Here is a 21,992-nt window from a genome sequence, read left to right as displayed (position 1 = left end):
TTGCATGGGCATAACCGAGCCAAAGAGTTGGGGCTTTGCCCCATCCAGTGATTTTTCAAAAGCCTCGTCCAAGCGACGAGGCTAATTTTTTTTGCTAATTGCAGATGATGTGTACGACACTTTTAGAGTGCGATCTTAATGGCTAAGTTGAAATTGTGGGTTGTTGTGACGACATTGTCATCGTCGTCAGAATCATATTTGCCGAAAGAATAGCTGAAAGCTGGGCCTACTCTCCAACGATTATCGATCCAGAAGCTGTAACCTACTTCAAAACGGATAAAGGTATTGTCGAAGATTTCTAAATCAGGATCGGCTGAGCGGTATGTGTAGCCAAATCTTTCGTTGTCGTCTTGTGCCCTTTCGACGGCGCCGCCAACGCAAAGCCCTAAATACAGGCCGTAAAGAGCGCTTTCTTTGTCCTGAAATGGATAAACTTCAGCACCGAGTCCTAAAAGACCTCTAAAGCTCACGGCGTCAATTTCCTCTTTATCTCGCTTTGGGTAGGGGCCTTCGTATTTGCCTGTACCAATTCCGATTCCGAGTGCACCATAAACGGAGACTATGTTAGCGAAGTAATGACCAAACCGTATTTCGGCATAAGGAAAAGATAGTCCGCTAAATTTTTGAACAGATTTGCCGCTCCAGGTGTTTACAGAATAGTTTAGCGATGTGTAACCGAATGCGACTTCCGCTGAAAAATAGAGTCCGCGATAGACGTGGTTGTTGGTTAACGCCATGCTGCTGTCGGCGGCTTCAGGTTGTTTTTTGCTCGTTTTTTGAACACGAGTCGAATCAGTTTTCCCTTCACCGGCTTGTGCGCTTTCAACATATGCTCCCATATCCCAGGCACTGGCGTTCGATACAAAGAGGAATATAAAAAGCGAGGTCGCAAAAAAGCTTTTTGTCATAGGATTTGTTAAAAATTTTTCGAGATTATTGACTTTGTAAAAAATACATTTTTTTTACTTCTTTCGACCGTTTACCGCCTTCAAATCATAATCGCTGTAGATTTACTTTACGCATTGATCTTACTAAGTTCTAAGATCTAAGTTCTGCCAACTATATCCTATGCGCATAGACAAAGTGTCTATAGAATTTTTTAGGGTGGGGGAGCGCTTTATTGCATTTCTGTATAATTTATAATTGTTGTTTAACCCAAAGGGATATATGGGAATGTATAAAAAGCTTTCTGGTTTTGCGTCCGTGGCGTGTTTTGCCGCGGGCTTTCTTGCGTTCGGGGCAGCTCCTTCTGTGGCCGCTCCAGATCCGAATTTCCACATTTACATTGCGTACGGGCAGTCCAACATGGGCGGCACCGCGGATGCGCAGAGCGCGGACAAGGTCGAAAATTCTCGTTTCAAGATTTTCGCGACGCAAAAATGCTCGGGCAAGGGGCGCAATACGCTCGGTGATATTTACCCGGCGGTGCCCTCGCTCTTTAACTGTGGCAACACGATTTCTGTGGCGGACTGGTTTGGCCGTACGATGGCGGATAGCATGCCTGACGTGACCATCGGGATTATCCCGGTGGCTGTGGGAGGCGCAAGCATCAAGCTCTTTGACCAGGACCAGTACAAAACTTATCTCTTGACGGCAGAAACCTGGCTCCAGAACTACGCGAAGGAATACGCAAGCGATGGCAACGTGACGAAGACGATTATCGACATCGCGAAAAAGGCGCAGGAAAAGGGCGTTATCAAGGGATTCATTTTCCACCAGGGCGAAACTGATGGCGGCTATTCCGACTGGCCTAAAATCGTGAAGAAAACCCGAGACGACATTCTCAAGGCGCTCGACATGAGTTCCGATACGGTGCCGTTTGTGGCGGGCGAACTCTTGCGCGAAGGCTGCTGCTATTCCGATCGCGTGTCGAAACTCCCGAAATCGATGGACAACACCTACTACGCCTCGTCTGAAGGCTTGGGCGGTAACGGCGTGGACCGCTACCACTTCAATCACGATGCCTACGTGGAATTCGGCAAGCGTTATGCGGCGCAGATGCTCAAGGCGGTGAACCGCAAGCCCGTGGAACCAGTTCCGCAGAAGCCGTTTGGCAAGGTGCAAGGCGATAGCGTTGTCGCTGGAGATCCTGCAAAAATTCCGGGCAAGATTGAAGCTGAAAATTATGACATCACGGGCGTCGGTTCTGGCAATTCCTCTTACTCGGATAACGATTCCGAAAACAGGGGCGGCGAGTATCGCAAGGACGGCGTGGATATTTATGAGGGTGGTGACAATTACGCTATTGGTTACACGCAGGAAGGTGAGTGGCTGGAATACACCGTGGATGTCGTATCTGGAGGCGCGTATGGCGTCAGCGTCAATTATGCCTCAGGTTCCGAATCTTCTGGCTTGAGTTTGCTCTTGGACGATAAGGAAATTGTCCCGCCGATGACGCTTTCAAAGACGGGCGAGGACTGGAGCGTGTATAAAACAGAAAATCTGGGAAATTTTGATTTGGAAGCCGGAAAGCACGTGCTGAAAATTCTGATTACGGGCAACTACGTGAATATCGATTGGCTTGAGTTCTTCCATGAGTATGTTTCGGTTCGCCCAAAGTTTATGGCAAGCCAAGTGTTTGCCACCTACGATGTGTTCGATATGCTCGGGGCACATGTAGGCCGTATTGAGGCTCGGACCGTTCAAGATGTTCCGCAGAAAGTCCGTGCACTTGTGAAGCCTAACGGCACGTACCTCGCGAAATCCCGTAACGGCTCCGCGACGATCCGCGTGATAAAGTAATTAGTGGGCGACTCTTACTGAAATGCCAATGGTGTGAGTGACACAGGATGCTTTTTCGTTGATTCCTGCGCTATTGTACGAGGATGTCTCGTCTTTGAGTTCGAGAGATCCGTACATGTAGTTCAATGCTACGCCGAGACTCCAGCGTGTGTCAATCCACCATTCCTTACCCAATTCAAAACGGTAGAAGATATTGGCAAATCCGTCGAAGTCGCCATCGTTTTCGTCGATGGTGTATTTTACGCCGTCAATCACGAAACCCAGGGATAATCCAAAGAATAGACCGTAAAGAGGGTTTTCCTGATTTTGAACGGGATAAAACTCTGCGCCTCCGCCTACAAGGAATTTGACGTCCAGACCGGTGGCCTCGACTTGGCTGTTGTTGTCTGGATAAACATTGTAGGACTTGTCCACGGCATCAAAATTTCCAATCCCGAATCCAAGACCGAGGGATCCGTATAAGGAGAATATGTTGGCGGTTGTCCTGCCGAATCGCAATTCGGCATAGGGGTGCATGGCGCCATTAAATTTGTGCGTCTTTTCGTTGTAGCCTTCATCCTGAATGCTCAGCTCGTAGTTGCGCAAGTACGTATATCCGAAGGTTAGACTTGTTGAAAAGAAAAGCCCTCTATGAAATTTGCCGTTGGCATACTGGGCGAATGCGCTTGACGCGAGTAAGAGTAGTATTGCGAGGATCTTTTTTTTCATAAAAAATTATTGGGGTTGTTTTTTAAGAGCTTTTCTGAAAACATTCGCGACCTCGTCCGGGTTGTCGCTCTTGAGCCAGCTTAATGTTTCTGTGCCTCGGTAGCTCCAGGCGAAGATGTTCTTGATGCCTGCAGCGCGGCTTTCTTCTACGGCGATGGCAAGGTCGTTTTCGCGTCCCGCTTCAATCTGGTAAGCCTTGATCCACATTTGTACGGATTTTGCGTAGCGGGATGCAACTTCGACGAGCTTGTTTGCTGTCTCGCGGTATTTTTCGCGGACCCATTCTTCGCTTGCACCGCGCTCCCAGTACGGATCGCTCGCGATTTCATCGACGGCATCGAGGCTTGCGACTTTACTCCAGTCATCGAGTCCGGCGGGGAACCATGGCGGGAGCATGCAAACGCAGTTGCGTTTGCCGCGCGATTTGACATCTTGGGTCATCTCGTCCAGAAATTCAATCAGGCTTTGTTCACGGAACTGCTTCACGTCTTCCGTAAGCTCGGCGGGCATTTCGTATCCGTACTTTGTACGAAACTTCTCGCGGCATTTTTCGCAGCGGCAGCTCCAGTTTTCAAGCCCGCCTTTTTCAAAGTAAAAGTGAGGCTCGTCCCAGAAGATCGTTGAGACTTTCGTGTCGCATACGGCTGCAATCCACTTGTGCATGTACGCGCGGAACTCCGGGTGGTTCGGACATGCGGCCACTTTCGGCTTCCCGTCGAGGGCGACCTGGCACATGTCGTGGTTCCTTGCGGTGAGTTCCGAATAAGCTTCACCGCCAAACACGCGGCCTACGCCCCACGGGTTCACATAAACAGAAAGACCCATGGCGGCAGACTCATTTACAATCTGCTTCATGGTATCGTAATAATATTGCAGGTCCTCTTCGCTCCATGTGTGGAGAACGGCGTTGAACCCCGCTTCTTTTATGTGTGCAACGTCCATGAGCGCAAGCTTCGGTGAGCGCACTCCAAAATAGCTAACGCCTTTAATCACGTTTAAAAACCTCTATAGCTCTTGTGTTTGGTCCACTTTGCCCATTGCGGACAACCGTTCTTGTGCAGAACATTTTCAAGCGTGGCGTACCATTCTTCTTCGCTGACAGGGCGTCTGATCCAGAATGTGCTATCGTCTCTTGAATCTTCGGGGAGCGGCATGTCGTCCGGAATGATCTCGATAATCCAGGATTCCGGGATGCCGTTGTGGAGTTCCTTGCTAAAGGCCAAGTTCTTCTCGGTAGCGTGGTCGGCATGGTCAAAGATGATGAGCGATGGCGACTGACCGATGATGAGTGCAGATTCCAGAAGGCTCTGGGCGCTTTCGATGGAATTGCAAGTATAGAGGGTGGAATCTTCTGCCATGTTGCCATGCTCCAATAGCCAGCGGAATGTCCACTGGTTGAGCTTGTCCAAGCTGCCTGGCGATGATGGCGTTATGAAAAATATGTGTCCCACGCCTTAAGTATAGAAAGTTTATTGTTAAATTATCGGATGAAAAAATGAATTGTCCTTGAAAATTATGAAATTCCCAGATCTTGGCGAGTTCAGGTTCGTCACTAAAATTTTAGAAGGGGCTTGCCCCTTAAGAAACGAGCCGCCGGCACACCGCGGCTGGCTGTCTGCTGGAGATGACTGCGCCATCTTTGACGGATGGCTTGTTACAAAGGATCTATCGGTCGAGAACACGCACTTCCGCCTGGACTGGTCTAGTCCAGAACAGGCGGTCGAGAAGCACATTGTGTCCAATGTCTCGGATGTGTCTTCGATGGGCGGTCGCCCCAAAATTGCCGTGCTCGGAATTTGCGTGAACAGAAACTGGAGCGAAGAAACTCGAAACAGAATTGCTGAAGCTTTTGCGCAAGGCTTTGAGAGAAGAGGAATTACGCTGATTGGCGGTGATACGGTTGCTGGCGATGTCGGGATGTTTTCGACAACGCTTCTTGGCACGACCGATGGCGAAACGGCGCTCTTACGCAGTGCGGCAAAGCCGGGCGATCACGTTTTTGTGGCGGGCACTCTCGGCAAATCCGACGCCGGACTTTGGATTTTGATGAACCGTCCCGAAGAGGCAAAACGCTTCCCGCGCCTGGTCGAGTACCACCTTTCCCCGAAAATTTGCGAAGATGCTGGGGCGCAGCTGGTAAAACAGGGGGTGCGTGGCGCCTGTATGGACATTAGCGATGGTCTTAGTTCCGAAGCGAACCACCTTGCGCTTTCGTCTGGCGTTTCCATCGAAATCGACGAGGAAAAATTGCCTATTGACGATGATGTTTTGGAAATGTGCGAGTATTTTGGCCTGTCTCCCCTCAAATTTGCGTTAAATGGTGGTGAAGAATATGAACTCCTTTTTACTTCTGAAGTTACAAATAGTATATATTTGAAGGGAACGCCCAAGTGGGGCAAAATCCACGACGTCGGTTTAGTAAGTTGTGGGAGTGGAGTTTCTTTGAAAAGAAAACTTGGTGGTAGGATTACTTTAAACGCTCAGGCGTGGTCGCATCTATGAAGGATTCAAGCAGTTTAGGACAGTTGCTGGTTCGCGTTAACCTGATTAATGAGGATCAGCTGAAGTACGCTGAAGAAGAAGTCAAGTTCTGGACACAGAAGGGTAAAAAGTTGACCCTGACTCAGGTCCTTCTCAAAGCGGAGATGGTAAAACCTGAGCAGCTTACGGATATTTTGGGTGTCCAGATGCAGAGTGTCACCAAAAAGCGTATTGGTGAAATGCTTCTGGACCAGGGCTTTATTACGCAGGAACAGCTGAACGAAGCCCTTGAAAAGCAGAAAACTTCGGGCGGCAAGCGTCTCGGCAGCATTCTTGTCGATTTGAAATTCATCCAGCAAGATAAGCTGATGAAGATTCTTTGCAGCCAGTTCGAAGTTCCTTACGTCAAGCTCGATTCCATCAAGCTTGATGAAAAGGTCTACGAGTTTATCTCCGAAGACCAGTGCAAGGCGAACAAGATTGTTCCGCTTTACGTGACAAAGGATGCTCGCCAGGCGCTCGTTGTTGCCATGGCGGACCCGACGAACGTTCGCCTCAGGGATTCCATCAAGTTCAAGGTCAAGCGCAATGTCGATGTGGTCATGGCGTCTGAACAGGACATCAAGAAGACGATCGACATCCTCTTTGCGGGCCACGGCCCGGCCGAAGAGTCCCTTGCGGAGCTTATCGGATCTTCTGGCGACGATGAACTCGAAACTGTCGAACGCGGTAGCAGTACAAGCGATGAACCGGAACTTTCTGATGAAGAAGGCCGCCAGGTCGTGAAGATCGTGACGACCTTGATCCACGAAGCTATTGCGCGTCATGCATCCGATATTCACCTTGAACCGCAGGAGACGTTCCTTAAGCTGCGCTACCGTATTGACGGTGACTTGCAGGTGATGTCTCCGATTCCGGCACGACTCATGCCGCAGATCCTTTCGCGTATCAAGCTCTTGTCCAAGATGGACATTGCAGAAAAGCGTAAGCCGTTGGACGGACGTTTCACGGTGCGCTACAAGGGATCCGAAGTTGACCTTCGTGTAAGCTCGTTCCCGATTTCTTTGCGTAAGCGCGGCGTTTGCGAAAAGATCGTTATGCGTATTTTGGACCCGAATTCGGGTCAGTTCCCGCTACGTGAAATGGGTTTTGACCCCCGTGTGCTCAAGCAGTTTATTGATGCCATTAATGCCCCGAACGGCATTGTGCTCGTTACCGGTCCGACGGGTTCCGGTAAGTCTACGACGCTTTACGCTTCTATTCGAGAAATTTTGGATTCCACGATCAACATCTCGACGATGGAAGACCCGGTGGAATTGAATATTGACGGTGTGAACCAGGGCCAGATCAACAATGCCGCAGGCTTTACCTTTGCGGCGGGCATTCGTGCCTTGCTCCGTCAGGACCCGGACGTGATCATGATCGGTGAAATGCGTGACCAGGAAACCTCGACGATGGCTATCGAAGCTGCTTTGACGGGTCACTTGGTCTTCAGTACGCTCCATACGAACGACGCTGCCGGCGCATTCCCTCGTTTGCTCGAAATGGGACTGGAACCGTTCCTTGTGTCTACCGCTATTAAGGGTGTGTTGGCCCAGCGACTTGTGCGCCGCATTTGCAAGAACTGCAAGGAACCGGTCGAAATCTCGCAGGAACTTCGCGATGAACTCCACCTCTCGCCGGACATGCAGTTCTATCATGGCCGCGGTTGTGAAAAGTGCGATGGTTCGGGCTTCAAGGGCCGTTGCGGTATTTACGAGTTCCTCGTGCCGAACGAAGCTGTGCGTAATCTCGTGATCAAGCGCGCTTCCGGTGACGAAATCAAGCGCGAGGCCATCAAGTCTTGCGAAATGATTACGCTCCGTATGGACGGCATCAACAAGGCTCTCCAGGGCTTGACCACGCTTGAGCAGGCCGTTGGCGCTTCCACCGCCGACGAATAATAGACGCTTGTCGCTCCGAACATTTAATCTTGTCATGCCCGCCTTGAGCGGGCATCTCCTATTTTTGTAAGAAATGGTTGTTAATTAGTTTTGTTTGACTATTGATTTATATCGCTTCTTGGAGCGAACGTCATTTGGTGGTTTGATTATGGAAATCTTTAAAAGATATAGAATAAATCTTCAAAAGAGCTTTTGTGAATGGATTAGGATTATGTTTTAAAAAAAAGATGCAGAAAGTTGTATATTTAAGATGAAGGATTAAAATATGAAGCTAAATGTTGAAAATTTTGGAAAAATTAAATCTGCATGTGTAGAGTTGAATGGATTCACTATACTTGTTGGAGATAACAATAGTGGTAAAACGTACCTAATGCAATTGATATATGGAGTTATCAATGCTCTTTGCAATATCACTAATTTTAAAAGCTCCTTGTTTGAAGAGTATCCATTTAAGGTTAATAAAGAAAATATTCTTGAATTTCAAGCGGATATCAATAAATGGTTGGATGATAATAAGAATAAAATAGTAGAGGATACATTTAATAATAAATTGGTTATTGATTCTCTTTCGGTGGAAATTGATGAAAATGACATAACGAAAGATCCCTTTCTATTTCAAAGAATAGAATCGTCTGAAATAGAAAAGGCTACAAAAAAAGTTTATTTTTCTCCAAAAGTTGATAAGACCGGAGATGTTTTTTTAGGAATAGAGACGGAAGAATATATACATATTTTAGCGAAAGAACAAGAACAGACAAAATCTTTTTGGATTACGCTTTTTGTAGATTTTTTGTTTGAGTCCATTTTGTGTACGATTGGTAGTTCTAGGACTTTATATTTACCTGTTGCTCGTTCAGGTCTTAATTTGGTATACAGAGATTTGATGGCTGCTATGGTTAAACCTAGAGAATATAATTTAGGTACTCCATTAAATTTGGTGCCGGAATCAAAAAAATTGGGACTTTCTAAGCCTGTTTTTGATTATTTACTATTTATGCAAACTTATAAACCTGATGAAAATAGGTTGAAAAAAAATAAGGATATCATTGATTTTATCAACAAAAAAATAATTAAGGGAAACATAATCTATATTGGTGATGAAATTCGGTATATAACCGATAATGGTGTAAATTTACCTCTTTTTCTAGCATCGTCAATGGTGAATGAACTGACGCCAGTTGTTCATCTTTTGTCTTCTGTTGAACCTGTTGGTTATGTTTTTTATGATGAAATAGAAACTAGCCAACATCCAACGACTCAAATTCAATTGGCTCGTTTAATGAATCGTCTTGTCAATTCTGGCATAAATTTGATTGTCAGTACTCATAGTGATACCATGGCTGCTGCTATATCAAATTTAGTTGCACTTTCTTTTGCGAGGAATAAAGAAGAAAAATGCAAAAAACTTGGGTATGAATTTGATGATTTGTTAAAGAATGATTCAGTTTACGCATATCAGTTTATAAAAGACGAAAATGGTCAAATGGTTGTTTCTGAAATTCCCAAATTTAATGAATTAGGTATGGGGTTTGATTTCTCTTTGTTTTCAGAAGTATCAAATAGTATTTTTGAAACAGCAAAAATAATTTATGGGGATGTATAATGATTGCTGGAAACATTCCTTGTTTGACTACTATATCAAAGTTGGAAAATGATTTTTATCTTGTAAATCAAAAGAATGTTTTGACTAAGATTACGGATAAAGAGAATTGTTTAAAATTTAAATTATATGAAAAAGAGGCTCAACAGACGTTGTTGCTTACGTTTGAGACGGATTCTACAGATTGTGGTTTGTTTGGATCCGAGTGTTGTAATAGATATGATTGCCAAAAAGCTGTAGATTTTTGTTATATGTATATTGTCTCAAAGGATAAAAAGGCTTTTTGTTATATATGTGACTTAAAAAAAACTGTGGGAAATGGTGTTGAAGTTATACAACATCTTGTTGAACAATGGATGAGTTCTATTAGATATGTAAAGAGTGTTTGTGCTTATTATTTTGTAAATATAGAACGCATTTTTTTGAGTGTCGTTTCAACAATGTATAATGAAGATGGAATAAAAAGGTTTATTGAAGAATATACTAATGCTGAACAAAATATTAATCAATCTAAAGTTCCGACTTTTATTCAAAATAAAGCGAAAAAAAATATTCGTTATATTCCTGGAATGCTTCCTGTTTTAGAACGCTTTTTTAGACGGGAAATCTTATTTGAAAATCAAATATATCAATTTGAACCATATGTAAGTGCTGGTGGTGAATATTCAATGAGCTTTGTTAATGGAATTCTTCAATAAGACGTTCCAGAGACTTATTGTATTGAGTGCAATTCTCGCTTAGTGGCCGTGGGGCACTCCATTCCCGCTAGATTCTTGAATTACATCTCTAATAATCAATGACCACTTCCTACTTCTAACTTCCTGCTGTCTACTAATTACTATATTGCACATCTGTATATTGACTAGAGGTGCAGGATGGACGATTTCGTAGAATGCAATGTTGTTGATGATAGTGTTTTAGATAAAGAGTTAAACCCGGAACAGGCCGCCGCCGCGAAAAAGATTAACGGCCCGATGCTGATTTTGGCCGGTGCTGGTTCTGGAAAGACGCGTTGCATTACTTACAAGATTGCCCACCTGGTATCTTACCACAAGATTGACTCCAATCGCGTACTGGCGGTGACCTTTACGAACAAGGCCGCCCGCGAAATGAAGGATCGTATCCAGAAACTTTTGAATTGCCGAAAGCCGTTCACGTGGATGGGCACGTTCCACTCCGTATGCCTTAAGCTTTTGAAGCTCTGCCTGGCGAAGGAATCCGTAATCAAGGCGCTTGGTGGCAAGTGGTTTGATGCAAACTTTTCCATTTACGATGACGATGACCAGAAGCGCATCCTCAAGGAAATCTTGAAGGACGACCTGGGCGACGATTACGACGTGAATGAACTGAAAAAGGTCCACAGCGCCATTTCCCGTTTCAAGAATACGGTCTTGTACAAGAACGACAAGGCTGTCTTGCAGACTCCGGATGTGGCTGCTTTGAACGCCGAATTTGCCGATGAAGAACGCAAGGCCCGCTATTACGCGGCTTACCAGAAAAAGCTTGCGGAATCGAATGCAATGGACTTTGACGACTTGCTGTTCAATACGGTTCGCATGTTGCAGATGGTCCCGAATTTGGCGGAACAGCTTAGACAACGTTTCCAGTACGTTGTCGTGGATGAATACCAGGACACAAACGACGTTCAGTATGAACTTTTGAAATTGCTCATCAATCCGGAAACCAAAAACGTGACGGTAGTGGGCGATGACGACCAAAGTATTTATGGTTGGCGCGGCGCGAACATCAAAATTATCCGCAACTTCCACCGCGATTTTGCTCCGGTGACGATTGTCAAGCTCGAACGCAATTACCGCTCGACTGCAAACATCGTGAAGGGTGCGGGTTCCGTGATTGCACATAACGTCCGTCCTGCCGAAATGCAGAAGAACGTGTTTTCCAAGGAAGAAGCGGGCGAGCTTATTCACGTGCGCTATTTTGAAGATGACCGTGCCGAAGCATCAAACATTGCAAAGACGGTGGCGCAGGCGGGTCCTGATTTTTATGCCAAGACTGCCATTTTCTACCGCACGAACGCGCAGTCCCGTGTGCTTGAAAAGGCGCTCAACGATTTGCGCATCCCGTCGGTGATTTTTGGCGGTACAAGATTCTGGGACCGCAAGGAAATCAAGGATGTGCTTGCTTACTTGCGCGTGCTCGCCAACGAAAAAGACGATGCAGCCTATTTGCGCGTGATTAACACTCCGCCACGTGCCATCGGCAAGACGACCGTCGAAGGCGTACTCGCCAAGGTGAAAGCGGGCGAGGGTTCGTTCTGGGACAATCTACTCACCGAGGCAAACGGCACGGGGCGCGGCGCTCCGAAGCTCAAGGTGTTCACCGACCTTGTGACGAACTGGAAGAACATGATGACTTCTGGCGAGTATCCGCTCCCGATTCTTGCTGAACATATCATCAATGATACGGGCTATAAGGACTTCTTGCGCAAGGAAGACGAAGTCACTGCCGACGAACGAATTGCGAACTTGGACGAAATGATCAACGCTATCCGTGAATTTGACGAAGAACATCCGGGCGCAACGCTCGATGCGTTCTTGCAGGATATTTCGCTCTTGACGGATGGCGACAAGAAGGTCGATACGTCGAAGGGCCTTGTGACGCTTATGACGATTCACATGGCGAAGGGTTTGGAATTCAATACGGTTCACCTGGCGGGTTGCGATGATGAAATCTTCCCGCTCGTGCGTGGAACTTCGATGCTCTCGATGGCCGAAATCAACGAGCAAATGGAAGAAGAACGGCGCCTGTTCTACGTGGGCTGCACCCGTGCTGAAAAGAAACTTTATCTGTACCATGCGGAACGCAGGTTCTTCCAGGGGAACATTAGACCGTTTGCGCCGTCACGCTTCCTTAAGGAATTGGATCCGTCCGTTGTAGACTTTACGCCGTGCTTGAATACGCGTCCGTCTGTTCCTGATTTTGTTGGCAATACGCGTTCCAAACCGTCTTACGGTTCGTACGGCTCGTCGAACTATGGCTCCCGTCCATCTTATGGCAACTCGGGTTCGGGCAACTCTTATGGAAATTCGTATGGCAATCGCTCGTTTGGCGGAAATTCGTATGGCGGAGGTTCTCGCGGCAGCTATGGGAGCGGTTCCGGCAATTCGTACGGTGGCGGTTCTTACGGCTCGTATGGCTCTCGCCCGGCGCCTGTGCCTCAATCCATCAAGAAGAACGACAAGCATATTGTCTACCGCAATCCGGTGAAGGTCGTGAAATCGCCTGCTCCGTCCGGCCCGACAATCGAGTACGATAATCCGTACCACGAGGGCGCTCGCGTTCGCCATTCCAGGTATGGAACGGGCGTGATTATGAAGGCTTATGGCAGTGGCGATAACGCCCGCGTCGATGTGCGCTTCGACCGCGAGAACATGAACCGCACCATCATCCTCAAATACGCCGCATTGGAAGTGATTGGTTGATATAGACGAGAGAACGGCTCTATGAGCCTACAGACGAGAGACGAAAGTGAATTTAGTAAGGCGGCAAAGCCGCGATTATAAATCTCTCGTCTTTGCTCTTCAAGCCAAGACTGGTCGGCTCAGCAATGTATACGCGAGCGTATCCGCTGCATTAGCCTCTCTCGTCTTTCGTCTACCAGCGAAGTGCTCTTTCGTCTATTGCATTTTCTAGCTACTTCCTACTGTCTACTTCCTACTTCCTACTAAAAAATTCTATCTTACATCTCGAAAAAAAGAGGTAATCATGCTTGAACGTGAAGAAGTTTTGAAGCTCGCGAAGTTGTCTCGCCTGAGCATTGCAGAAGAAGATATCCCGGCTATCAAGGGTCACTTGGACAAGATGCTCGACCATCTCGAAGCATTGAAGGCTTTGGACCTTTCTAACGTGGAACCGATGACTGCTGTCGAAAATGGCGCAACCATCCTCCGCGAAGACGTGCCGGTGCAGGGCTTTACGCTTGAACAGGCTTTTGCTAACGCTCCGGCTGTCGAAAACGACCATTTCGCCATTCCGAAGGTGATGTAGTCGGCGCACTTGCCCGACGCATTTGCCGAATCTCGCGCATCTCGTTACGCATTTCGCTTTGAACAAGGTCAGTTGCGTTGTTCCGGCCCGCATGGGATCGTCCAGATTCCCGGGAAAGCCTCTCCTGAAGCTCAACGGCAAGGAGATGATTGTCCGTACCATGGAACGAGCGCTCCTCGCCAATTGCTTTGACCGCATCGTCTGTGCGACGGACTGTCCTGAAATCGAAGCGGTGGTTGAGGCGGCTGGCTTTGACTGCGTGATGACTGGCGAATGTGCAACCGGTTCCGACCGCGTGGCGGAGGCCGCCCAAAAGCTTGGCCTTGACCTGGTCGTGAATCTCCAGGGCGACGAACCTCTCGTTGAACCTTCCGTGCTCCGCGATGTCGCGAAAGACCTCTCGGAACACCCCGACTGCTGGGTGACGGTCGCATGCCCGTTGAACCCCGCAGAAGCTGAACTCAAGACCGTCGTGAAAGTGCTCGTGCGCGACGGTGTGGCGGTTGACTTTACAAGGTCCGTGCCGCCTGCAGAAGCGAGCCTATGGTTCCAGCACCAGGGCATTTACGCTTACTCCCGCGAAGCCCGCGACGAGTTTGCATCGCTCCCGCAGAGTAAAATTGAGCTGGAACGCTCGCTAGAACAGATGCGAATTTTGGGGCGCCGCCCGATCCGCATTGTCCAGAGCGCTTACCCGAGCATTTCCGTGGACGTCCCGTCGGACGCGACCCACGTCGAGAATATTTTGCTAGATCGTTTGCTAAATCCTTTGCTAGATGAACCTCTCAGAAAAGGCTATGAACGCATCTGAAAAAAGAATTCTCAAACTCGCAATCATCCTCTTTATCATTGGCTTAACCGTCCGCTACCTCCCGTGGGGACTCCCGTCTATCGAGACATTCGAAGTCGGAGACGCTATAGTTGTTGCAAATGCATCACCGGGGGGTACTCCTGACGCATCACCGGGTGCGTTTTCTGATGCAGTCCCGGTTGCAGATGCTAGTACAGTCCAGGCTTACGATACCGACAAAGTAATACCCCTTGCGGATCCCGGCCCGAAATCGACGGAGCGTCACCGTAAGGCAAAGAAAAAGGTCTCGTTCCCGCTGAATATCAATACGGCGAGTGCCGACGATTTGTGCGCCATAAAGGGGGTGGGGCCAAAGCTTGCTGACAAAATTATCGAGCGCAGAAATGCCGCAGGGCCGTTCAAAGGGCCTTCTGACCTCAAAAAAGTGCACGGAATTGGAAAGAAAAAGCTCGAAAACATGTTACAATCGATAATTTTTGATTAGTTTTAGGATATAAAACTTTACATAAGCATATATATGAGCGATACGAAGTTATATCTAGGTATTGAAGTTGGTGACACCTCCATGAAGGTCGCCCTTGTGGACGCTACTGCAAAGATGGTGGTCAAGGCTGCGGTCCTCCCTGCTGAAACCAATCCCATTTACGATATTTTCCTTTTTGAGAGCATGCTCCAGCAGTGGGTGGACGAAAACCAGATCAAGGATATCGAAGCGACTTCGGTGACGATGCCTGCGACGATGTCTATTATCCGCAAGGTCTATGTGCCGCAAGAGGCTGTTGCAAGTAAGTCTCAGTATTTGAAATGGTATATGGAACTTTTCACCAACGCCGATGTGAGCGCTTATGTTGTCGATTCCATCACGTTGAGCGGTGACGATACTCTCGGGTATAATGAACTGATCATGGCTGTCCGCAAGGAATGGGTCGATGCTTTGCGCAAGGGCTTCCGCTCCCGTGTGCTCTCGCCGAAGTCTATGGAAGTCGATGTGCTCTCGCTCATGAATGTAATGGATGTTGGCGAAAAGATCAAGGATGCTGTTTGCGTTGTGAAGGCTGACTTTACTGGCGTGACGCTTGCCTGGATGCGTCGCGATGAACTCCTTGCCTTGCGTTGCGTTTCGACGCTTTCGATGGTCGGAAAGACCGAAGAAATGGCGTACCCGATTCTTGCAAACGAAATTGTTGAACAGATGAAGCTTGTCCAGTCTGAGAATTCCGTCAACGGTGTGACCGATGTGCGCTTGTGCGGCGAGATGGCTTCGAACGAGCAGTTCGTGAATATTCTCATGGATAAGTTGAGCGATTACAAGGTGTCGCTGATGACAAACTTGTCGCAGCTCCCGTGTGACGAAAGCGTGAACCCCGTTGACATGATTTGCTGTGTCGGCGCTGTTGGTGCTGCACTCAATCAGATGGAGGGTGTATGATTCACATGAACCTTATTGCGGTGGCGGAAAAGAATTCCACCATCGGTAGTGTTTCGCAGCATTTGCATGTGACGAATGTGGCGGATGTGGAACGCCGCTACAAGAAAAAGTATTTGACTGTTGCTGCTGTTGTTGTCGTTGCCGTGCTTGGCTTAAGCGGTTACTTGAGCATGAACGGGGTTCCGGCGGCGCTGGATGGCGTTTTCCCGGAATCTTACCTCAACTTGATTGGCGCGAAGGGGAGTACTCCGACTAAGACGGCCCCTGCTGGTCCGACCGCCGAAGAGATTGCAGAACAGCAGAAGGCTTTGGCGAAGGCTCGTGCCGCAATGCCTGTTAGGGAAATCGTAAAGGAAATCAAGCCCCAGGCTTTGTTTAATAACAAACGAACGAGCTACAATAGCTATCTCCCACTAGAAAAGATTTCGTTCCAGAAAACGGCTCTGGCTCAGTTCCTGTCGTTCCTCAACACGGCCGCACCGGACGATATTGGATTCTCTGAATGCGTGTTCCAGGCTCCGAACTACTATTACCTTCGCGGTATCGCAATGAAGGCTTCTTCTCAGCATACGCTTATGGATAGGCTTAAGGCGGTGAGCAAGTCCTTCCAGTCTCCGATTGCTTCGGAAGCTGCAACTGAAGTGGCTGCATTTGGGCAGTTCTCTGTTCCGCAGGTGCGCCTCGATGCCGTGCGCGGCTTTGTTCCTGCTTCTGAAGTGGGGGCCGAAATCAAGGCTCTCAAGACGCTTGCCTCTACGCACAAAGTGCAGCTGAAGGGAACTGAAAAGCCGATTGTTGAGGACTTCGGCGTGTACAAGCGTTATGCCTATCAGGTGACTTCGACAGCGGACTTTGCCGACTTGTTGAACTTCCTGAATGCATTTGCTAATTCTCCGATTCGCATGGGTGTCTCGAAGACCGATCTTAGATTTGCTAAGAAGTATCTAGTTACGAGCATGCGTATCGAAATGCTTGTGCTTCGCTAGTATGCCGATTCGTATTACAGGCGGTTCGTTGCGGGGGCGCAACATCGAGTCCCCGGATACCATGAAGACGCGTCCGACAGCTTCTCGCACGAGGGAAGCTCTCTTTAACATTTTGCAGGGCGTCGATGGTTTCCGTGTGCTGGACCTTTTTGCCGGTAGTGGCATCATGGGGCTTGAGGCGCTGAGCCGTGGGGCTGCAAGCGTTACTGCGGTGGAACTTGCTCGCCCGCAGGCGAAGATGATCGAACGCTCTTACAAGTCGGTCGGCATGGATTCTAGGCTCAAGCTCCTGGAAACGAGTGTGCTTACGCTGAAAAAGGAAATTGTCTGTGCCGATGGCGGTTTTGACTTGATTTATGCGGACCCGCCGTTCAAGGACATGGAATACCCGGACTTGCGCCCATTTATCGAGTGGCTGAACCCTGGCGGCGTGGCCGTTTTCGAGGCTCCGAGCCGCAAGTTGCCTGAATGGGCTAAAGGTGACGATTTTCAGGGGCAAGTTCGCCGCTATGGCGAGTCATCGCTGATTATTATAAGAAAGTGAGCTTGTCAGCTCGGGGCTAAAGCCCCTTTGGGCTCGCTTCGCTTTGGGCGATTGTTTATATCCCATAGCTCAAAGGCTCGAAGTGCCGTACCCATACCTCATAGCTTACATTTTTTGGTCGCAATTTTGTAAATTATACCACATGGTGTGGAATTCTAAAGCACAGAAAAAATCGATTGTGGAGGAAGGGCGCGAACGCCGCGTGGCGGTTTTTGCAGGTTCTTTCGATCCGTTTACTGTGGGGCACTTGGATCTTGTAAAGCGTGCCGCGGGCATCTTTGATTCTCTGATTGTACTCGTTGCCCAGAATGCAAGCAAGAAAAACTTTTTTGATGCCGAAACCCGCAAGGCGATGGTGGAGGCTGCTGTCTCTGGATTCTCGAATGTCTCGGTCAAAGTCCACAGTGGGCTGACTGTCGATTTTATGAAGTCGGTGGGGGCGCATTACCTGGTACGCGGGATTCGCAATTCCGCAGACTTGGAAGCGGAACAGGCGGCAGCCTGGAATAACAAGGTCATTTATGGCGGGAACGGAGTCGAGACGGTGCTTCTGCTTAGCGCGCAGGAACATCTCGTTGTGAGCAGTACCTTGGTGCGTGAACTTCTCAAGTGCGGTGCGAACCGAAGCGCAACCGAACAGAAGAGTCTTATCTCTAAATACGTGCCGAAGAATATGGTGTCAATGCTTTTAAAAGAGTATAGGAAGGTTTATGAAACCGTTTAAATATTTGCCCAAAGCTTTGCAGACGCTGTTGCTTGCGAATGCTGCTGTATTTATTATCGCTTTTCTTGGGCGTGGACTAGAAGTTAATCTGGGGGCTGGATACGGAACCTTGACGGATTACATCAGTTACTATGGCGCTTTTATGCCTCGGGTCCCGCTGGAACTTTGGCGTTACGTGACGTACATGTTCATCCATTTCGACTTCATGCATTTCTTCTTCAACATGTTGATGCTCTGGATGTTCGGCTCCGAAGTGGCAGAATGGATGGGGGCGCGTCATTTTATTTCGATGTACTTTTTCTGTGGCATTTTTGCTGCGCTGTTCAGCTTTTTCATGTGCTTGCTCGGGCTCACGAACAATCCGATTATCGGTGCGTCTGGCGCCCTGATGGGCGTCTTTGTCGCGTATTACAAGTTCTTCCCGGAACGCATGATTCTCATGTTCTTTGTCATCCCGATGCGAATCAAGCATGCTATGTGGGTGATGATTGCGCTTGACATTCTCTTTGCAAATTCGGGCGACATGATAGCGCATTTTGCCCACTTGGGCGGTGTCGTTGCCGGGTTTATTTACATGGCCGTTTTCCAGAATGGTCCGAAGGTGCTTTACCATTCTCCGCTTTCGGCTATTTTCCGCTTGTTTTCGGGCAATCCAGAAAAGTATAGTCGAGACCGCCGTTCGGGGTCGCGCTCTTACTCGCGCGATTCTGAGGAACCGGAAGTTCTCGAAGGTGAAGTGTTCTACGTAGATGAACAGAAACGCATGGACGAGATCCTCAAGAAGGTGGAACGCAGTGGCATCCAGTCCTTGACGGAATCGGAACGTGAATTTTTATTGAAAGCGGGTGACAAGTTGCGTCGCCGTCGCGGAGGATTCTAATGAAGAAAGTTCTTGGTATGGGCGCTGCCCTTGTTGATATTTTGGCTAATGTGAGCGACGAATGGATTGCTGCACAGGGCGTCCAGAAGGGCGGCATGAACATGGTTGATTGGCCGCAGATGGAAAAGTTCCTCGGTGCTCTCGAAAATCCGATTCGCGTACCGGGTGGCTCGACTTGCAATACCATGGTGGGTCTTTCCCGCTTGCATGGCAAGGCTGCTTTTATCAGCAAGATTGGCGATGACGAACTTGGCAAGCTTTTCCAGGAACACTTGAAGAATAACGGTGTGGAATCGAAGCTCGGGATGAGCGATGTCGCTACGGGCTGCGTGTTCTCTGCCGTGACTCCGGATGCCCAGCGCTCCATGTGGACTTACCTTGGCGCTTCGGATTTCCTCGGTTCGGATGACTTTACTCCGGCTCTCTATGACGATGTAGGCCTTCTTTATGCTGAAGGCTACCGCGCTTTTAATGGCGAATGCTTCAAGAAGTCGTTTACGCTTGCGCGCAGTCTCGGTGTCGAGACCGCTCTCGACTTTAGCTCGTTTGGCGTGGTTGAAGCTTGCCGCAAGCTGTTCGACGAACTCTTCGAAGAAAAGATGATCGATATCATCATCGCAAATGAAGACGAAGCTTTTGCCTATGCCGGCGTCAAGGAAGAAGCGGCTCTCGAAGTCTTGGCCAAGAAGGCTAAGGTTGCAGTCGTGAAGATCGGCAAGCGCGGTGCCTTGATCGCTAAGGACGGCGTGGTGACTCGCGTATCTGCAGGGGCTGCAAAGGCTATCGATACGACGGGCGCAGGCGACCTCTGGGCATCGGGATTCCTGTACGGCTACATGAACGGCTGGGATATGGAGCGCTCGGGTAATCTCGGCAGCATTGTCTCGAACGAAGTGGTCCAGGTGATGGGCGCCCAGATTCCTGAAGAAGGCTGGCAGCGCATTTACGCCCAGATGTAATCGAGGGAATATGGTTTCTCTTGCTCGTTCTTTTTTGAAATCATGTGCTTTGTGCTCTTTGCTTGTGCTTGCTTTTGCCGGAGCAGTGAATGCTGCGGAATCGAAAGCGACTGGAAGTGTTGCTGATAATGACGCCGAGAAGGCTGAACTTGTCGCTGAAATTGCCGTGCGCGATAGCGTGATGGCGATTCACGACAGTGTCTGCATCGCTGAAAAGAAAGCTCTCCGTTCTGATCTCGAAATCGAGACGGCCAAATGCGAAAATTGGGAACAGAGTTACAATATGCTCAAGAAGAACAATGAGACTTGCGCCAAGGCTTTGAGTATTGCGGTACAGGCTTCTCAGGAACAGGCTGAAAAGCAAAAAGCCAAAGACGAAAAGATAAAGAAAGAAGAGAAAAAGGACATGGTCGTGCAAACGGCGTCTATGGCGGCTAGCTTTGGACTTGGTATGCTTATCATGTGGCTGATTCTGGATTAATTCATTAAGTTGCGGCGCCGCCGCAGGGAGTTGAAAATGAAAAGAACCGCTTTTGTCATGAGCCTGCTTATGTGCACGGGCTTTTCGTTTGCTAAAAAGTCGGATGTGCCGACAGGTCCGTTCCATTGGGGATCGACGCTCAAGCAAATGGCTTCTATCCCTATGACGACGGCAGAAATTTCGGCGTACATGCCCGAAAAGAAAGTGCTGTTCGTCGTTGGCGGCGAGAATGTCCTTGAAGTCGTCGATATGGCTGACCCCGCAAATCCGAAAAAGGTGAGCGAGGTGAAATTGCCGGGGGGCGCCTCTAGTGTGACCGTCCATGGCGACCTTGTGGCGGTAAGCCTTTTGAACAACCCCGAATGGAAAATGGGGCATGTGCAGGTGATGCGCTACGGCAAGAAACTCGAAGTTCTTGGAAAGCACGAACTGTGCTACATGCCCGACATGATCACGTTTACTCCGGATGGCGCGAATTTGCTTATCGCATGTGAAGGCTCCCCGGATGAAAATTTCACGGAAGACCCGGAAGGCGGCCTTGGTGTTTTGTCGATTGCAGGCGTGAATGCATCGAGTGCTGCTGATTTGGCAAGAGCTTGGAAAAAGCCTCAGAAGACGGTTGTCGGTTTTGGCGGGCTTGATTCGATTGCGTTGATGGCTAAAGGTGTCCGCAAGACGGGCGTGAAAGGTTTTGTACAGTCGCTTGAACCTGAATACATTACGGTATCTAAAGATTCCAGGACTGCTTGGGTGAGCTTGCAAGAAAATAATGCGCTTGTGAAGTTCGATGTCGAAGCGAAAAAGATCTTGGATGTGTTCCCGCTTGGTTATGTGGACCATTCCAAGCCTGGATTTGGTCTGGACATCAAGAAGAACAAGAAAATTGAAATCAAGAATTATCCGTTGCGCGGCCTGCGCCAGCCGGATGGGATTTCGGCGTTTACCGCAGGTGGCAAGACGTTTGTGCTCACGGCTAACGAAGGCTCTCCGGTGAACGATTACAAGGCATGGACGGATGTGACCACTCCGATGATGCTTATGCAAAATGGCGTTTTGGACCCGGACATGTTTACGGCTGAAGTCCTTGAAAATGTGAAGAACATTTCTGTGAGCAATCTGGAACGCTGCAATGTGGCGCCGGATAAGACTGAAAATGGCAAGTGTCCATACATGTACAGCTTTGGAACGCGTTCGATTAGCATTTTTGATGGCGAAACAGGGCACTTGATGTGGGATTCTGGCGACGCGTTTGAACAGACGATGGCCCAGATGGCGCCGGATTACTTTAACTGGAATTCCAAGAAGGGCAAAGTCAAGATGGATGCCCGCAGCGAAGACAAGGGCTGCGAACCGGAAAACGTGACGACTGGCGTTGTAGGCGATAAACGTTATGCTTTTGTCGGGCTGGAACGCACGAGCGGTGTTGCCGTATTGGATATTTCGGGAATTGAAAACGGAAATACTCCGAAGATTGTCGATCTCTATTTAGACCCGAAAGATCGCGGTCCAGAGGGCATCCTGTTTATCCCTGCTGAAAAAAGCCCGAATGGCGAGCCGCTTTTAGTTGTGGGCTACGAGTACAGCAAGACACTCGCTGTATATAGCGTGAAGTAACTTCTTAGTGTTACAGTAAATTTTAGGTGCTTTAATATTATTAAATAGATTAGCGTCTTGTATTACAAAAAGCGTCGGCCAA

The 21,992-nt window shown here is 48.5% G+C and carries 21 protein-coding genes; 17 read left to right on the top strand and 4 right to left on the bottom strand.

Translation table 11 applies throughout. The features are described 5' to 3' along the window. Positions 1-122: 122 nt before the first annotated feature. Positions 123-908, bottom strand: a complete 786-nt coding sequence (locus B7990_RS05605) for a hypothetical protein (protein WP_088640048.1) — start codon at positions 906-908, stop codon at positions 123-125. A 259-nt stretch (positions 909-1,167) separates the two neighbouring features. Between B7990_RS05605 and B7990_RS05600 the strand changes: the two genes are divergently transcribed. Beyond that, positions 1,168-2,742 carry a sialate O-acetylesterase gene (locus tag B7990_RS05600; RefSeq protein WP_088640047.1) on the top strand — a complete coding sequence of 525 codons (1,575 nt, stop codon included), beginning with the start codon at positions 1,168-1,170 and terminating at the stop codon, positions 2,740-2,742. On the opposite strand, the gene B7990_RS05595 is transcribed toward B7990_RS05600, so the two are convergent. The 3 genes from B7990_RS05595 to B7990_RS05585 are packed head-to-tail and all read right to left on the bottom strand — an operon-like array spanning position 2,743 to position 4,901. Continuing rightward, positions 2,743-3,450 carry a hypothetical protein gene (locus B7990_RS05595; protein WP_088640046.1) on the bottom strand — a complete coding sequence of 236 codons (708 nt, stop codon included), beginning with the start codon at positions 3,448-3,450 and terminating at the stop codon, positions 2,743-2,745. It abuts the gene before it with no gap. Between the two features lie 6 nt (positions 3,451-3,456). Continuing rightward, the gene (locus B7990_RS05590; protein WP_088640045.1) at positions 3,457-4,443 is read right to left on the bottom strand and encodes a hypothetical protein; all 987 of its coding nucleotides are present in this window, start codon (positions 4,441-4,443) and stop codon (positions 3,457-3,459) included. Positions 4,444-4,445: 2 nt separating this feature from the next. After that, positions 4,446-4,901: a hypothetical protein gene (locus tag B7990_RS05585; RefSeq protein ID WP_141099219.1), complete on the bottom strand. Its 456-nt coding sequence runs from the start codon at positions 4,899-4,901 to the stop codon at positions 4,446-4,448. A gap of 64 nt (positions 4,902-4,965) precedes the next feature. Here B7990_RS05585 and thiL point away from each other — a divergent pair, with 64 nt between their 5' ends. The 16 genes from thiL (at position 4,966) to B7990_RS05505 (ending at position 21,910) form a co-directional block, all read left to right on the top strand. Further along, on the top strand, positions 4,966-5,952 hold the full coding sequence (gene thiL, locus B7990_RS05580) for a thiamine-phosphate kinase (RefSeq protein WP_088640043.1): 987 nt from the start codon (positions 4,966-4,968) through the stop codon (positions 5,950-5,952). Next, positions 5,949-7,874: a GspE/PulE family protein gene (locus tag B7990_RS05575; RefSeq protein WP_254917343.1), complete on the top strand. Its 1,926-nt coding sequence runs from the start codon at positions 5,949-5,951 to the stop codon at positions 7,872-7,874. The genes thiL and B7990_RS05575 overlap by 4 nt, the downstream gene beginning before the upstream one ends. A 265-nt stretch (positions 7,875-8,139) precedes the next feature. After that, the gene (locus B7990_RS05570) at positions 8,140-9,477 is read left to right on the top strand and encodes an AAA family ATPase (RefSeq protein WP_088640042.1); all 1,338 of its coding nucleotides are present in this window, start codon (positions 8,140-8,142) and stop codon (positions 9,475-9,477) included. Then, positions 9,477-10,172, top strand: coding sequence for a hypothetical protein (locus B7990_RS05565; RefSeq protein WP_088640041.1), 696 nt, complete (start codon positions 9,477-9,479; stop codon positions 10,170-10,172). Before B7990_RS05570 ends, B7990_RS05565 begins: the two co-directional genes overlap by 1 nt. A 177-nt stretch (positions 10,173-10,349) precedes the next feature. After that, positions 10,350-12,917, top strand: coding sequence for an ATP-dependent helicase (locus tag B7990_RS05560; protein ID WP_088640040.1), 2,568 nt, complete (start codon positions 10,350-10,352; stop codon positions 12,915-12,917). Positions 12,918-13,200: 283 nt separating this feature from the next. After that, positions 13,201-13,482 carry an Asp-tRNA(Asn)/Glu-tRNA(Gln) amidotransferase subunit GatC gene (gatC, locus tag B7990_RS05555; RefSeq protein WP_073422954.1) on the top strand — a complete coding sequence of 94 codons (282 nt, stop codon included), beginning with the start codon at positions 13,201-13,203 and terminating at the stop codon, positions 13,480-13,482. A gap of 22 nt (positions 13,483-13,504) precedes the next feature. After that, positions 13,505-14,293, top strand: coding sequence for a 3-deoxy-manno-octulosonate cytidylyltransferase (locus B7990_RS05550; protein ID WP_254917341.1), 789 nt, complete (start codon positions 13,505-13,507; stop codon positions 14,291-14,293). After that, positions 14,280-14,777, top strand: coding sequence for a ComEA family DNA-binding protein (locus B7990_RS05545; RefSeq protein ID WP_254917340.1), 498 nt, complete (start codon positions 14,280-14,282; stop codon positions 14,775-14,777). The genes B7990_RS05550 and B7990_RS05545 overlap by 14 nt, the downstream gene beginning before the upstream one ends. Before the next feature lie 33 nt (positions 14,778-14,810). Further along, positions 14,811-15,722, top strand: coding sequence for a hypothetical protein (locus B7990_RS05540; protein WP_088640038.1), 912 nt, complete (start codon positions 14,811-14,813; stop codon positions 15,720-15,722). Next, on the top strand, positions 15,719-16,708 hold the full coding sequence (locus B7990_RS05535) for a hypothetical protein (RefSeq protein WP_088640037.1): 990 nt from the start codon (positions 15,719-15,721) through the stop codon (positions 16,706-16,708). The genes B7990_RS05540 and B7990_RS05535 overlap by 4 nt, the downstream gene beginning before the upstream one ends. A 1-nt stretch (position 16,709) precedes the next feature. Next, the gene (gene rsmD / locus B7990_RS05530; RefSeq protein WP_088640036.1) at positions 16,710-17,252 is read left to right on the top strand and encodes a 16S rRNA (guanine(966)-N(2))-methyltransferase RsmD; all 543 of its coding nucleotides are present in this window, start codon (positions 16,710-16,712) and stop codon (positions 17,250-17,252) included. Between the two features lie 142 nt (positions 17,253-17,394). Further along, the gene (gene coaD, locus B7990_RS05525; RefSeq protein WP_088640035.1) at positions 17,395-17,976 is read left to right on the top strand and encodes a pantetheine-phosphate adenylyltransferase; all 582 of its coding nucleotides are present in this window, start codon (positions 17,395-17,397) and stop codon (positions 17,974-17,976) included. Beyond that, on the top strand, positions 17,963-18,856 hold the full coding sequence (locus B7990_RS05520) for a rhomboid family intramembrane serine protease (protein WP_088640034.1): 894 nt from the start codon (positions 17,963-17,965) through the stop codon (positions 18,854-18,856). The genes coaD and B7990_RS05520 overlap by 14 nt, the downstream gene beginning before the upstream one ends. Then, positions 18,856-19,815 carry an adenosine kinase gene (locus tag B7990_RS05515; protein WP_088640033.1) on the top strand — a complete coding sequence of 320 codons (960 nt, stop codon included), beginning with the start codon at positions 18,856-18,858 and terminating at the stop codon, positions 19,813-19,815. The genes B7990_RS05520 and B7990_RS05515 overlap by 1 nt, the downstream gene beginning before the upstream one ends. 10 nt (positions 19,816-19,825) lie before the next feature. Beyond that, positions 19,826-20,296 carry a hypothetical protein gene (locus B7990_RS05510; RefSeq protein WP_088640032.1) on the top strand — a complete coding sequence of 157 codons (471 nt, stop codon included), beginning with the start codon at positions 19,826-19,828 and terminating at the stop codon, positions 20,294-20,296. 36 nt (positions 20,297-20,332) lie between these two features. After that, positions 20,333-21,910, top strand: coding sequence for a choice-of-anchor I family protein (locus B7990_RS05505; RefSeq protein ID WP_088640031.1), 1,578 nt, complete (start codon positions 20,333-20,335; stop codon positions 21,908-21,910). The last annotated feature ends 82 nt before the right edge of the window (positions 21,911-21,992 follow it).

The organism is Fibrobacter sp. UWB4 (genome assembly GCF_002210345.1).
Taxonomy (GTDB): Bacteria; Fibrobacterota; Fibrobacteria; order Fibrobacterales; family Fibrobacteraceae; genus Fibrobacter.
The sequence above is the reverse complement of the archived record's forward strand: the minus strand, read 5'-3'. Positions and strand labels throughout refer to the sequence as shown.

Bases quoted from the DNA above. Each gene is read 5' to 3' on its own strand.
- B7990_RS05605 (WP_088640048.1), bottom strand. From the start codon at position 908: ATGACAAAAAGCTTTTTTGCGACCTCGCTTTTTATATTCCTCTTTGTA.
- B7990_RS05600 (WP_088640047.1), top strand. From the start codon at position 1,168: ATGGGAATGTATAAAAAGCTTTCTGGTTTTGCGTCCGTGGCGTGTTTT.
- B7990_RS05595 (WP_088640046.1), bottom strand. From the start codon at position 3,450: ATGAAAAAAAAGATCCTCGCAATACTACTCTTACTCGCGTCAAGCGCA.
- thiL (WP_088640043.1), top strand. From the start codon at position 4,966: ATGAAATTCCCAGATCTTGGCGAGTTCAGGTTCGTCACTAAAATTTTA.
- B7990_RS05575 (WP_254917343.1), top strand. From the start codon at position 5,949: ATGAAGGATTCAAGCAGTTTAGGACAGTTGCTGGTTCGCGTTAACCTG.
- B7990_RS05570 (WP_088640042.1), top strand. From the start codon at position 8,140: ATGAAGCTAAATGTTGAAAATTTTGGAAAAATTAAATCTGCATGTGTA.
- B7990_RS05565 (WP_088640041.1), top strand. From the start codon at position 9,477: ATGATTGCTGGAAACATTCCTTGTTTGACTACTATATCAAAGTTGGAA.
- B7990_RS05560 (WP_088640040.1), top strand. From the start codon at position 10,350: ATGGACGATTTCGTAGAATGCAATGTTGTTGATGATAGTGTTTTAGAT.
- gatC (WP_073422954.1), top strand. From the start codon at position 13,201: ATGCTTGAACGTGAAGAAGTTTTGAAGCTCGCGAAGTTGTCTCGCCTG.
- B7990_RS05545 (WP_254917340.1), top strand. From the start codon at position 14,280: ATGAACGCATCTGAAAAAAGAATTCTCAAACTCGCAATCATCCTCTTT.
- B7990_RS05540 (WP_088640038.1), top strand. From the start codon at position 14,811: ATGAGCGATACGAAGTTATATCTAGGTATTGAAGTTGGTGACACCTCC.
- B7990_RS05535 (WP_088640037.1), top strand. From the start codon at position 15,719: ATGATTCACATGAACCTTATTGCGGTGGCGGAAAAGAATTCCACCATC.
- rsmD (WP_088640036.1), top strand. From the start codon at position 16,710: ATGCCGATTCGTATTACAGGCGGTTCGTTGCGGGGGCGCAACATCGAG.
- coaD (WP_088640035.1), top strand. From the start codon at position 17,395: ATGGTGTGGAATTCTAAAGCACAGAAAAAATCGATTGTGGAGGAAGGG.
- B7990_RS05520 (WP_088640034.1), top strand. From the start codon at position 17,963: ATGAAACCGTTTAAATATTTGCCCAAAGCTTTGCAGACGCTGTTGCTT.
- B7990_RS05515 (WP_088640033.1), top strand. From the start codon at position 18,856: ATGAAGAAAGTTCTTGGTATGGGCGCTGCCCTTGTTGATATTTTGGCT.
- B7990_RS05510 (WP_088640032.1), top strand. From the start codon at position 19,826: ATGGTTTCTCTTGCTCGTTCTTTTTTGAAATCATGTGCTTTGTGCTCT.
- B7990_RS05505 (WP_088640031.1), top strand. From the start codon at position 20,333: ATGAAAAGAACCGCTTTTGTCATGAGCCTGCTTATGTGCACGGGCTTT.